Source organism: Bacillus haikouensis, from assembly GCF_013179555.1.
Classification (GTDB): Bacteria; Bacillota; Bacilli; order Bacillales; family Bacillaceae_B; genus Rossellomorea; species Rossellomorea haikouensis_A.
This window is the reverse complement of the sequence record NZ_JABMCR010000008.1, coordinates 1-12916: the sequence shown is the minus strand read 5'-3', so window position 1 is coordinate 12916 and position 12916 is coordinate 1. Positions and strand designations below refer to the sequence as shown.

General features: G+C 47.6%; 13 protein-coding genes. 5 read left to right on the top strand and 8 right to left on the bottom strand.

Annotation, left to right across the window (positions count from 1 at the left end):
* Positions 1 to 102 precede the first annotated feature (102 nt).
* Both HP456_RS01825 and proS read left to right on the top strand, forming a co-directional pair.
* Positions 103 to 1314 (top strand): MFS transporter, encoded by a 1212-nt coding sequence (locus HP456_RS01825; protein ID WP_172248309.1) that lies wholly within the window; start codon positions 103 to 105, stop codon positions 1312 to 1314.
* 331 nt (positions 1315 to 1645) lie between these two features.
* Complete coding sequence (gene proS, locus HP456_RS01820; RefSeq protein ID WP_172248308.1) at positions 1646 to 3076, top strand: proline--tRNA ligase; 1431 nt, start codon at positions 1646 to 1648, stop codon at positions 3074 to 3076.
* Between the two features lie 196 nt (positions 3077 to 3272).
* On the opposite strand, the gene HP456_RS01815 is transcribed toward proS, so the two are convergent.
* The gene (locus HP456_RS01815) at positions 3273 to 3422 is read right to left on the bottom strand and encodes a hypothetical protein (RefSeq protein WP_172248307.1); all 150 of its coding nucleotides are present in this window, start codon (positions 3420 to 3422) and stop codon (positions 3273 to 3275) included.
* A gap of 147 nt (positions 3423 to 3569) precedes the next feature.
* Between HP456_RS01815 and HP456_RS01810 the strand changes: the two genes are divergently transcribed.
* The 3 genes from HP456_RS01810 (at position 3570) to HP456_RS01800 (ending at position 5012) form a co-directional block, all read left to right on the top strand.
* A complete protein-coding gene (locus HP456_RS01810) occupies positions 3570 to 3749 on the top strand; it encodes a hypothetical protein (RefSeq protein WP_172248306.1) in 180 nt (59 codons plus the stop codon).
* A 133-nt stretch (positions 3750 to 3882) separates the two neighbouring features.
* Positions 3883 to 4374 carry a hypothetical protein gene (locus tag HP456_RS01805; RefSeq protein WP_172248305.1) on the top strand — a complete coding sequence of 164 codons (492 nt, stop codon included), beginning with the start codon at positions 3883 to 3885 and terminating at the stop codon, positions 4372 to 4374.
* Positions 4375 to 4448: 74 nt separating this feature from the next.
* Complete coding sequence (locus HP456_RS01800; protein WP_312857719.1) at positions 4449 to 5012, top strand: GNAT family N-acetyltransferase; 564 nt, start codon at positions 4449 to 4451, stop codon at positions 5010 to 5012.
* A gap of 150 nt (positions 5013 to 5162) precedes the next feature.
* Here HP456_RS01800 and HP456_RS01795 read toward each other — a convergent pair whose 3' ends face one another.
* The 7 genes from HP456_RS01795 to HP456_RS01765 all read right to left on the bottom strand — a co-directional run bounded on the left by HP456_RS01795 (position 5163) and on the right by HP456_RS01765 (position 12780).
* Positions 5163 to 5339: a hypothetical protein gene (locus HP456_RS01795; protein WP_172248303.1), complete on the bottom strand. Its 177-nt coding sequence runs from the start codon at positions 5337 to 5339 to the stop codon at positions 5163 to 5165.
* Positions 5340 to 5617: 278 nt separating this feature from the next.
* Positions 5618 to 7210: an FMN-binding glutamate synthase family protein gene (locus HP456_RS01790; RefSeq protein WP_216663145.1), complete on the bottom strand. Its 1593-nt coding sequence runs from the start codon at positions 7208 to 7210 to the stop codon at positions 5618 to 5620.
* Positions 7211 to 7221: 11 nt separating this feature from the next.
* The gene (locus tag HP456_RS01785; RefSeq protein ID WP_172248302.1) at positions 7222 to 7488 is read right to left on the bottom strand and encodes a hypothetical protein; all 267 of its coding nucleotides are present in this window, start codon (positions 7486 to 7488) and stop codon (positions 7222 to 7224) included.
* Between the two features lie 4 nt (positions 7489 to 7492).
* Complete coding sequence (locus tag HP456_RS01780) at positions 7493 to 8077, bottom strand: cytochrome c oxidase subunit 3 (RefSeq protein ID WP_172248301.1); 585 nt, start codon at positions 8075 to 8077, stop codon at positions 7493 to 7495.
* Entirely contained in the window at positions 8074 to 10023 is a 1950-nt protein-coding gene (locus HP456_RS01775) for a cytochrome c oxidase subunit I (protein WP_246288656.1), read from the bottom strand. The genes HP456_RS01780 and HP456_RS01775 overlap by 4 nt, the downstream gene beginning before the upstream one ends.
* Positions 10024 to 10051: 28 nt before the next feature.
* Positions 10052 to 11047, bottom strand: coding sequence for a cytochrome c oxidase subunit II (gene coxB / locus HP456_RS01770; protein ID WP_172248300.1), 996 nt, complete (start codon positions 11045 to 11047; stop codon positions 10052 to 10054).
* Between the two features lie 11 nt (positions 11048 to 11058).
* A complete protein-coding gene (locus HP456_RS01765; protein WP_172248299.1) occupies positions 11059 to 12780 on the bottom strand; it encodes a pyruvate oxidase in 1722 nt (573 codons plus the stop codon).
* Between the last annotated feature and the right edge of the window lie 136 nt (positions 12781 to 12916).

Here is a 12916-nt window from a genome sequence, read left to right as displayed (position 1 = left end):
GAATGTCTTGGGGGTGGGATTTTTTTATTGTCTTTGAAGGCACGTCCTTCGCTGCTGTATAGCGGTGGGCGTTGGGGAAGAGATTGCGGGGAGGAATGTGTGATGAGGTTGAAGAATTCGTTGTTGTTATTGTTGGGGATTGGGTTATCGAATGTCGGGGCATGGATTTTCTTGATTGCGCTAAATTTGATTGTGCTGGATGAGTCGGGTTCAGCGCTGGCTGTCGGGATCCTTTATGTGCTGAAGCCGCTGGCTGCACTCTTTACGAATGCCTGGGCGGGGAGCTTGATCGACCGCTTGAATAAGAGGAAAGTGATGGTGGTTCTGGATGTGGGGCGGGGACTGCTGGTCGCGTTACTGCCGTTCCTATCATCAATCCCTCTGATGTACGCGGTTGTATTCGTCATCAATATGGGGAGCGCGGTTTTTTATCCGGCCTCGATGACGTATATGACGAAGTTGATTCCAAGGGAGAAAAGGCAGCGGTTCAATGCGCTCCGGAGCCTGATCGGGTCAGGTGCTTTCATCGTAGGACCAGCCATTGCCGGATTGCTGTTCATTATGGGTACGCCGGCCACGGCGCTTTATTTGAACGGGGCTGCACTGTTTATATCGGGCCTGATTACCCTCTTGCTGCCGGATCTAGAGGGGAATTCATTAGCTGGTACAACGAAGTTCTCATTTGAAATGATCAAGACAGATTGGCAGGTGGTCAGAAATTTCAGCCGCCGATTTACGTATGTGATGGTGATTTACCTGCTGTTCAGTTGTATGATCGTGATGACTGCTGCGATTGATTCATTGGAAGCTGTTTTTGCAAAAGAGGTACTGAGACTTTCAAACAGTACGTATGGATATTTGGTGAGCATGGCGGGAGCGGGATTTCTTGTCGGGGCTCTTGTGAACACAGCGATTGCAGAAAAGGTTCGTGATATCTGCCTGATCGCATTCGGATCGGTTATGGTTTCAGCAGGGTATGTTGTCTTTGCGTTCTCAGATGATTTCGTCGTTGCTGCCGTTGGCTTTTCTCTTCTGTCCTTCTCGCTTGCTTTTGCACAGACAGGATTTGAAACGTTCATTCAGGAGCGGATTCCGATCGGGGTGATGGGGCGTGTGAGCAGTATGTATGGCTGGTTTGAAGGATTTCTAGTCATTGCCGCAACCGTATTGATCGGTGCGGGGGCGCAGCTCGTATCTATCCGGGGAGTGGTGCTTGCAGGTTCGGCCGTCATGATGGCAGTCACTGTTTTGCTTTTCTTCTATTCGTTGAGCAGGGCGAAGGTGAAGCCGATTGGAAAAAATTCATTCGGTTGAATCCCTGTGGAAATTAAATTGACACAAGATGGAAATCTCTATATAATCATTTAAAATATATTGAAAATATTGATGAGGATCAGTAAAGTGAACCTGTCTTTTCAGAGAGGGGGCCAGAGTGGTGTGAGGCTTCTATCGACAATCATTTGAACCTGCCTCTGAGTCTGAATTTTCAGCGGTCCAATACCGTTATCATGTGTGAGTGTAAAGCTTTGCTTTGAATCAGGGTGGTACCGCCAGAAATGGTCCCTGATGATGAGCGGGCTTTTTATTTTTTTAAAAAAGTGTGGGGACACACTCTCGATTTCATTAATAATAAGAGGTGTTAAGTATGGCGAAGAAATTTGTTAAAGATGTCACAGGGATGGATGAAGATTTCGCCCAGTGGTATACGGATGTAGTGAAAAAGGCAGAGCTGGTCGATTATTCGAGTGTGCGCGGGTCGATGATTATCCGCCCTTATGGGTATGCGATCTGGGAAAACATCAAGAATCAACTAGATGCGAAAATCAAGGAAACGGGGCATGAGAATGTGTATATGCCGCTTTTCATTCCGGAGAGTCTCCTTCAGCTCGAGAAGGATCATATCGAAGGGTTCGCGCCAGAGGTGGCGTGGGTGACACACGGTGGTGAAGAGGAGCTGGCCGAGCGTTTATGTGTTCGTCCGACTTCCGAGGTACTATTCGGTGAGCATTATAAAAATATCATCCATTCCTACCGTGACCTGCCGAAGTTGTATAATCAATGGGCGAATGTGGTGCGCTGGGAGAAAACGACACGTCCGTTTTTACGGACACTTGAGTTCTTGTGGCAGGAGGGGCATACGTGTCATGAGACAGACGAGGATGCACACGAGGAAACGGTGAGGATGCTTGAGGTGTACGCGGAGCTTTGCGAGGAGCTGCTGGCGATCCCGGTGATCAAGGGGCAGAAAACGGAGAAAGAAAAGTTTGCCGGTGCGAAGTATACGTATACCATCGAGAGCCTGATGCATGACGGGAAGGCGCTGCAATCCGGGACGTCCCATCATTTAGGTAATGGATTTGCCAAAGCGTTCGGCATTCAGTTCACAGATCGTGAAGGAAAACTTCAATATGTGCAGCAGACGTCTTGGGGACTAACGACACGCATCATTGGTGCGATGATCATGGTACATGGTGATGACCGTGGTTTGGTCGTTCCTCCACGAATGGCTCCGACTCAATTGATGATCGTGCCGATTGCACAGCATAAGGATGGTGTGCTTGATTTTGCGTATGATTTGAAGGAGAAACTTTCGGCAGTGTCGCGTGTCGGAATTGACGCGAGCGATAAGAAGCCGGGATGGAAGTTCAATGAATATGAAATGAAAGGAATTCCATTGCGACTTGAAGTCGGGCCGCGTGATATCGAGAACGGCCAGGTGATTCTGGCGCGCCGTGATACCGGGGAGAAGGTGACGGTGCCGGTCGGGGAACTGGAAACGAAGGTGCCGAAGCTTCTTGAAGAGATCCAACAGAACCTTTTTGAGAAAGCAAGGGAACATCGCGAGGAAATGACAAGCCTCGCAGTGGATTTCGGTGAGTTCAAAGAGGTGATCGCGGAGAAAGGCGGTTTTGTAAAGTCGATGTGGTGCGGAGAGACTGCCTGTGAGGATAAAATCAAGGAAGAAACGGGTGCGACTTCACGGTGCATACCGTTTGAGCAGCAGAAAGTGGCGGATACTTGTGTATGCTGCGGGAAAGCTGCTGAAAAGATGGTATATTGGGCTAAGGCTTATTAGAGTAGGGAATCTGCTATCGAAATAGGGCAGGTAGAGTTAATGGTGGTTTGTACCTGGTAGCAGGGATGGATTAGTTGCTTGATGTGTGCAGGATACAGTGGATTGATTGGTATAAGGTACATTTTATTAGGGTGTACAGGTACAAGAAATAGGCAATTGTACCAGGTACAATTCAACAAGGGGGTGTAACAGTATATTATTTGCGTTGGTGCCAGGCACAATCAGGTGGATTTGTGCCTGGCACAAATAAAGGGCAGTGAGCAGGCACTAATCGGGTGTATTGAGCCGGGCACAAATCCGCCCAATCGAGCCAGGGTTCAACTGTCATGAATCGAAACCAAGGCATCCACACGCCCCCTCGACTAGTTTCTTCCGGGAAACGGGACAACGAACCTGTCCCCATGTCCCGAAATTAATTCTTAGGTCCTTACTTTTAATGCCTCGTCTATTTGGGGGTCCTTCCTAATATAAATAGGTAAGGAGGGGATTCGAAGTGTTTATGGACTTTATTGTCATACTTATTATTTCGTTTGTGGTGATCAGTCTTTGGGTGATTAATGTGAAATTGGATCGCCTCGCCAATCATTTTGAAGTTAGTGACGGCCACACCGTTTCGGATGAAGAGATTGAGAAAGAGCTTGAAGAAGAGTGGGAGAAATGGTCTCAAAAATAATCGGATTTAAAGCGTTCCCTTGATGGGGAACGCTTCTTTTCATTAAAGGGAATTTTTTCAAGTATAGAAATAGGCACGTTACTCTGGGGTTTTTCGTAGGCTGATAGGGAGGAATTGTGTGAGGTGAAACTCAGTGAACATGATTGTGAGATGGATTATCGGTGGGACTGCGGTGCTGCTGGCGTGCCTGGTACTTTATTTGAAATTGAATCCGCCTCTCGAGAGTGAAGGGTTCGGATGGAGTGAGCACGACCCGGGTACCGTGACAGTGGAACTTCAAAATGAAGGGATTCATAAGCTGAAGTTGACTGAGGTGATGGTCAATGGCGGTGAACGGCCTTCTAGGACAGAATTGGGCGTCAGCCGGACGAATGCACTCATCGGAATGTTTGCCTTGGAGAAAGAAATAGAGGGAATCAGTTTTCACGACATCCACGAATATGATATAGAGATGATGTACAGCCGAGTAGAGGCCATACAGCTGGATGAGCAGGATAACAGAAGTGCGATCCGTCATTATGGATTGGCACTTGAGCATTGTAAGAAGATAGACTCTGTAATAGTGAAATACACGTATTTCGGTTTTCCTTTTACAAAAATAATTGAAATTGAGAGAATCAACTAGTTTCTGCTGATAAACTGCTATAATTAGAGGATATGAGGATATTGGCTGATTGCCTTGAAAGAGAGGTGCTTCGGGTGGATAAAAGAAGTTTAAGCATAGAAACACCGCGGTTAATTATAAGACCGTTCATGAAGAGTGACTATTGGAACTGGTTCAATGAGAATATGAAAAGGCTGCCTGCCCAGCACAAGTATGATCTTGGATGGCAGGATTTGAGTGAGTGTACGGAATATTGGTTCCGTGACATGATCGACCAGCAGAATATAATGATGAACAACGACGAGGTCTATATTTTCGGTGTGTTCCTGAAACAGACTGGAGCGTATATCGGAAACATTGATTTTTCTACCTTGATGAGGCTGAGTTTTCATTGGGGACGGATCGGTTATACGCTGAACAACACGCACTGGAAGCAGGGTTACGGGAAGGAAGCTGTGAGGGCTGCGTTGAAGATGGCGTTTGAAAAGGTCAATTATCACCGGGTAGAGGCACATATTAACCTTGATAATATTCCTTCGATCAGGCTTGCCGAGTCGGTCGGAATGAAGTTCGAATGCACACGGAAGGGCTTTATCAATGAAAATGGGGCGTGGACCGATAACCACGTGTATTATATGAATGCGGAGGATTATTATTAAAGAGCGCTCAGATCAGATCTGAGCGTTTTTAATGTGCATGGGCCTGTTCTATCTGCTGACTATGGTGAAGGTCATGATCGGCCAGTCCTTTCAGATAGCCGGAAAGTGCCCATTTTTTTTCACCAGGTTTGATCGTTTGTCCCACGATACTTAAGGGATTTCACAGATACCTGTCAACAACCGTTTTTGGGAGTCAATGAACGATTGGATGACGGTGGTTTGTTCATAGGAGAGGGCTTTTGAAGCGGACTGTTCATTCAGGTGCCGGGAATCAGGCGCTTTCGGAAGCGGATCGCTGTTCCCCAGATAAGGCAGCCTCTTGGTCACTACAAAATCATCCCACGGTCCGAAATGGCAGATGATCTCTGCGGTACTCCACTTGTTCTCATCGATTGGACGAAACCATTTCTGCCGGAAGATTGTTCAATGACTTCACCCATTGAATCATTTCCTTAAGGTGCCGGAGGATCGCTTCTCTATTACCTTTCACTTCGATCACTTCTTTCGAAATCATTTATTCAATATTTCACCATGTTCATTGACGATTTCAGTGAAAGAATTAAAGGCCAGTCCCGCACTTTAAACAGTGCGGGCCTGGCCTTTGGTCATGCTTTTTGTATTTCCTGGTTTGTTTCGGGTTTCATGGGAAATAGGCGGCCGTCTTTGTCGCGGAATACGATGTGCTCTCTTGATAGTTTGGTTGGCGTATCCACCCCGGCTGCAGCCGATAGATTGTATAGCCCTTCACGCAGGGAGAGCATGTAGTTGCAGACACGGAAGGATTTTTCTTCTACAATCAGAGCTTTCTGCAGTCTATTGTCTGTAGTTGCAACCCCAACCGGACAATTATTGGTATGGCATACCTGAGCCTGGATGCAGCCGACGGAAAACATCAGGCCTCTCGCGATATTCACAAAATCGGCTCCAAGGGCGAGAGCGAAGGCGACTTTGTCAGGTGTAAGCAGCTTCCCTGAGGCAAATATCTTCACTTTGTCCCGGACACCGTGTTTGATAAGCGTATCATGGAGAAAAGGAAGTGCCGACTTGATCGGAACACCTGTAGAAGCGGCCAATTCATGATAGGAAGCCCCGGTGCCGCCTTCGCCGCCGTCTACGGTGATGAAGTCAGGATGTTTTCCTGTATCGGCCATGTATGAGGCAAGTTCCTCGATATCGTTTGTACTTCCTACAACAATCTTGATTCCGACAGGTTTTCCGCCGACCTGACGCAGTTCATCAATGAAATCCAGCATTTCTTCGTTTGTTCCAAACTCCTTGAAACGGTTGGGGCTGTCGATTGATTTATACGGTTCCACATTGCGGATATTTGCTATTTCAGGTGTTACCTTAGCTTCGTCCACATGTCCTCCCCGGGTTTTGGCTCCCTGTGCGAGTTTCAGTTCAAATGCTTTAATCTCGTCCAGTTCGCTTTTCTTTTTGAATTCTTCCCATGAAAAATCACCATCCTTGGTGCGGACGCCGAAAAGACCTGGACCGATTTGACAGATGATATCGACGCCGCCTTTTAAGTGGTGTTTTGATAATCCGCCTTCTCCGGTATTCATCCATGTACCTTTGGCCAGAGCCAGGCCGGTTGAAAGGGCAGTGATGGCTTTTTCCCCGAGTGAACCGTAACTCATAGCGGATTGGCCGATCAGGCTCCTCACTTTGAAGGGGTGCCTGCATGTTTGCTCCCCGATGACGGGGGCATCTTCATTCCTTAGCAGGAAGGGATCGACTTCTTGCTCTTCCCGGTGCTCTTTTCTCCTGAACAAATTATCCTTATCGATTTTGTAAATCTTAGACTTTATTCTTTGGCTGTTGTCAACGCGCAGTTCATCGCGCTGAACTGGAAATAATGCATTTCTGATATAATAGCCTTCGCGCTCAAAGTCGCGTTCCGATCCGAAGCCAAGCATCCGTGATTTATATTTTCCAGATAAGACGGTTTGCTGGTATTCATTTCTGGAGAATGGTTTCTCTTCAGTGTCATTCGAGAAAAGGTATTGCCGCATTTCCGGGCCGATTTTTTCTAAAATATATCTCATTTTTCCGAGAATCGGAAAATTCCTTAATACAGCATGTTCTTCCTGCTGCTCATCCCTGACCATGATATAGAGGATCATTCCGGCGGGGACCAGGATGATCAATGCGATGAGAGATAGAAGAATCCATAATAAGATCGTAATGCCATCCATTTGAATTCCTCCTATTTCAGTAATAGTAAATATAAAACCGCGAGTCCTCCGACGAGAAGGCCGCTTGATAACGATATCCATTTCCACTTGTTCAAAGGAGGATGTGCCTTCATAAGGGCAGACAACTGAACGAAAATGGAGATGGCGGCAAGAGTCAGGATCATCAGGAGAATGGCTGATGGTGAAAAATGCTTCCTGCCGTATTCAATCAGGAAATATCCCCCGAGGGCAGTGCCGATGACAATCAGGTAAAGGAAGGTAAGTACCGATTTATTCATGCTGTTACCCCACCTTCCCGTATAAATAGACGAGAGTGAAAATCAGTACCCACACGAGGTCCACAAAGTGCCAGTAAAGAGAAAACACGGTCAATTTTGACTGAGTTTCTATATTCATACCCTTCCTTCTAAAGTGGATGAGTAAGAGAGCCATCCAGATGAGACCTGTGGCGACATGCGCCCCATGGGTTCCAACAAGCAGGTAAAAGGCTGACAAAAAAGAGCTGTTCTGCATCTCATACCCTTTGTCATAGTAAAGAAGAAATTCCCTGCCTTCCATGAATAAAAACAATCCTGCCAATATCATTGTCATCGCTAAGAAGACGATCGTTTTTCCTGATTTTCTTCCTTCGCTTGCCTGATGGCAAATGTAAAGGGTGAAGCTGCTTGAAAGCAGGAGAATGGTTGACACCATTACACTGTTCAATTCAAACATTTCTTTCGGGGCGGGGCCGCCGTCTGTATGGGATCGCAGAGTCAGGTAGACGCCGAATAAAGAAGCGAAGATGACGACCTCCGCTGCGATGAAGAACCACATTCCCAGTTTCTTATCTTCTTTCTGCTCAAGAAGAAAGGACTCTGTGTTCATGACTTTTCCTCCTTTTCATCGCGAAGTTCAGAGCGGGTGTATGCCTGCCAGCTGTCATCCTTGAAAGACCTCAGGACCAGTATGCACATGACACCGATCACACCTGCCCACTGAAGGAGAGGCTGGTAAAAGATGAAGCCGAAGGAAGAGCAGAAAAAGATGGCGGACAGAAAAATGGGCTGAGCCGTATGTTTGGATAAATAGATCGGACCATCTTCTTTGATTGTTCTCAGGTATCCATTCCCGTTCCTCTTTTCATACCATAGCTGATCGATCGTCGTGATGACCGGGCGATCAATGAAATTGCCAGGGGGAGGAGGGGAGGAAAGGGCCCATTCAATCGTTCTTCCATCCCAAGGGTCACCGGTTGAATCTTTCTCCCCGTGGCGGATACTCCAGTAGATATTAAATAGGAAAACCATGACGGCAGCAGCCATAATGAAGGCCCCGACTGTACTGATCAGATTCAAGCTGCCGAGTCCGTCGCTTTCGAAATAAGTGAACACCCGCCGCGGCATCCCGTTCAGCCCCATAAGGTGCATCGGGAAGAACGTGAGGTGGAAGCCGATGGTGAACAGCCAGAAATGCCATTTTCCAAGGACTTCATTCAATAAAAAGCCGAACATCTTTGGCCACCAGTAATAGACACCGGCAAAGATTCCTAAAATGGTGCCCCCTACAATGACATAATGAAAATGGCCGACGACAAAGTAGCTGTCGTGGTATTGGTAATCAGCAGGAGCGGATGAAAGCATGACGCCGGTTGCCCCTCCGATTAAAAAGGTAGGAATGAATGCAAGTGAAAAAAGCATGGCCGTCTTGAATCGGATGACCCCTCCGCGGATGGTAAACAGCCAGTTGAAAATCTTGATTCCTGTCGGGACCGCGATCGACATCGTCGCCAGTGCGAAAATCGCATTTGAAATCGGACCCAGTCCAACGGTGAACATATGGTGTATCCACACCATGAAGCCAAGGAATCCGATCAGGACAATCGCAAATACCATGGCGGCATAACCGAATAAATTTTTGCGTGAAAAGGTCGTGATGACATCTGAAAAGATGCCGAATGCAGGGAGGATCAATATATAGACCTCAGGGTGTCCGAATATCCAGAACAAATGCTGCCAAATCAATGGATTACCATCCGTTCCGCTAAGGAATGCCGTGCCATACACACGGTCCATCATCAGCAGCAATAAGGCGACGGTCAATGCCGGGAAAGCAAACAGAATCAAGATCGACGTCACGAATGAGGACCATGTGAAGAGCGGCATCCTCATGAACGTCATTCCTTTGGCACGCTTTCTGATGATCGTAACGAGAAAGTTGATGGCTGTCAGCATGGTGCCGATTCCTGCAATCTGAATGCCAAGCGTGTAATAGTCAAGCCCGGGTCCGGGACTGAATGTATCCAGGCTTAAAGGTGAGTAGGCAGTCCATCCGGTTGACGGGGATCCGCCGAGAACGAAGCTCACGTTCACCAATGCCCCCCCAGTCAGAAACAGCCAGAAACTGAGCAGGTTCATATAAGGAAAGGAAAGATCCCTTGCACCAATTTGGAGGGGGACGGCGACATTCATCAACCCGATCAAGAGGGGCATGGCCACGAAGAAAATCATGGTGGTTCCATGCGTCGTCATCATCTGGTTGTATTTTTCCCCTTGGAAGACCCAGAACTGATTCTCGGGGAGTGCCAGCTGGAGGCGGATGATCAAGGCATCCAGACCGGCCCTCAGGAAAAATGCCCCGCCTGCAGCGAGGTACATGATCCCTACTTTGGTATGGTGAGTGGAGGTCATCCAATCCCACGCATATTGCCATTTTCGATAGCGGGTCAAGAAAAATATGGCCATAATTCCCATTAGCAAAATAGACAGGTCCGCAGCGATAATATCCGATGGAAACACAAACTCCCTGCCAAAAATCGTATATTTGATGTCCATTGGAGAACCCTCCTTTTCACCGAATTCATTATTCTAAGTGGGAAAGATAGTTGCTGAGTGCTTCAAGTTCTTTATCCGACAGCTCCTTAAATCCGGGCATTTTTGCACCAGGCTTAAAGGATTTCGGATCTTTTATCCACTTTTTCATATTTTGTTCATTGTTTGGAACGACGCTGGCGATCATGTCCTTGCTTCCGATGCCGGCAAGGTTCGGACCATCGCTATTGCCGGTATAGTCTGCAGCATGACAGCTTAAGCAGTTCGAAGTGAATAATTTCTTGCCTTTTTCATAGGAAGCGGAGGCTGCAGTGTCAGGAGCCGGTCCCTTTGCCTTGTCGTTTATCCATTGATCATAGCTATCTTTGCTGACAACATGGACTTTGAATCTCATCAAAGAGTGAGAGGCACCGCAAAGTTCGGCACACTTCCCTTCATAAACTCCGGTTTCTGAAGCGTGGAGGGTCAATCGATTTGTACCTCCTGGATTTAAATCCTTTTTACCGCCAAGTTTGGGTACCCAGAAGGAATGGATGACATCCTCCGATTTGAGATTGAATACGACCGGAGTGTCCACTGGGATCCATACTTCATTTGATAATGTGATCGCTTGGTCGTTGTATTCAAACTCCCACCAGTATTGATGACCGGTGACAGTGATTTCCATCTTTTCTCCTTGTTCCTTCTGAGAATCTGAGAGCGAAAAGGTTCCCTGCACGGTTGGTACTGCCAGGATCAATAACAAGACTATGGGAATCACGGTCCAGGCTATTTCAAGTTTTTTATTCCCTTTCACGTACGGCGGGATCATATCCCTGCGCTGCGGAGTCTCCCTGTATTTCCACGTAAAGATCACAAACATGGAAAAGACGGTGATGAAGACAAACAGCATGATTCCGGTTGACAGCTGGATCAAATTTTCCTGCAGCTTAGCAACAGGGCCTTTAGTATCAAGGACCTGAAGAGAATTGCAGCCAGTAAGTATAAAAGAAACCGAAAAAAGGAGCGGATACAGTAGGCGTTTCATGTGATCACTCCTTAAAATAACCGCTTTAAGGCTTTACGCAACGGAGGCATTTCGACTTCATGTTTCTTGAAGAATTTCTTCATCACATGCTTGGAGTAGCCTGATGCCTGATCAAGGGTGATTTTTCCAGGCAGTGGAGGCTGGTCTTCAATCTGTATATCCAGAATGACTGGTTTATTGGATTTTGCAGCCATATCAAAAGCAGGTTCCAAATCTTCATGTTTGATGACCCGGTAGCCTTCCCCGCCGCATGCTTTCGCGAACTGTGCGAAATCGATATCCTGAAGATCCGTCTCATATTCGAGGTGGCCGCTTTCTTGCTGTTCATACTTGATCATCCCGATTTTTCTGTTATTGAGGATGACGACGATGATCGGCAGCTTATATTTAACGGCAGTAACGAAATCGTGCATCACCATGGTGAAACCTCCATCCCCGCACACAGCAATCGCCTGGCGTTCGGGATAGACAAGGGCACTTGCGATTGCTCCGGGCAGCCCGCATCCCATCGTCGCCATCCAACTGGAGATAATGAATTTCTGATTGGTCATCCGGAAATGCCGCGCCGTCCAGACCGTTACGTTTCCGACATCGACTGACAGTGTGGCATCATGGTCAGCGATCTTCTGGATCATCGGGATGACCTGCGGCGGTTTGATCGGTGTGGTTGCCTCTGTCTCATCCTTCTCTACATGCTTCCACCAGTTCTTCATATTGATCTGGCATTCTTTTAAAAAGGAACGGTCTTCCCTGCGCGGGAGCGATTTGTTCCATTCCTGGAGGACAAGCTTGGAATCACCAGCGATGCCTGCTGATACAGGATACCTTTTACCGATTTGAGCAGAATCGGCATCGATTTGGACAGCCTTCGCATCCTCCGGCAGGAATTCCCTGTAAGGGAACGACGTCCCGATCATGATGAGCAAGTCCGTTTCCTCCATAGCCTCATATGCAGGCTTCGTCCCGATCTGACCAAGCTGGCCAAGGTTGAGCGGGTGTTCATCAGGCAGGGTCCCTTTTGCCGGAAGGGTGAAGATGATAGGGGCAGCGAGTCTGTCCGCAAATTCCTCCAATTCATTCACCGCACCTTTTGCTCCTGTCCCTGCAAGGATGACCGGGCGTTTGGAATCCTGCAGATATTGAAGTCCGTTCCGGATATCATCGAGGAGCGGAGCCGGTTTTGCAATCGAAGAAACGCTTGAAGTGTTTCTCACGTTGTCTTTGATTTTCTGTGCAGGCATATCGTCCGGGATGACGAGCACAGAAACACCTTTCCTGGCATAAGCAGTCCGTATCGCTTGATTTAACAGATCCGGAAAGGAGTCCGGCGAAGAGACGCGTGCGTTAAATACAGAAACATCCTCGAACAAGCGCTCCAGATGCACCTCCTGAAACGAATCCTCCCCAAGCTTGGAGCTTTCCACCTGACCGGCGAGAACGAGCACCGGCGCTCCGTCAGCCTTTGCATCATATAGCCCGTTAAGCAGGTGGACCGCACCCGGTCCTCCAATAGATAAGCAGACTCCTATTTTGCCTGTAAGCTTCGCATAGGAAGAGGCGGCCAGGGCGGCGACCTCCTCATGCCTGACTTGAATGAACTCAATTTGCTCCTTCTCACTTCTCAGATTGTCGACAAAATGATTAATAGAATCCCCGGGCAAGCCAAAGAGATGGCGGATATCCCATTCCTCCAGTACCTCTGCAGCTAAATACCCTGCTAAGTTCTCACTCATTTCTATCACCCTCCAAAAAAACTCATTATTCTATTGCGATACCACGAACTGAGGTGAAGTAAACGGAGAACAGAGAGGAAATCGGTTTAAATGTCCAACCTTGGTACAAAAGGACCGTCCCTGGAAATTTTAAATG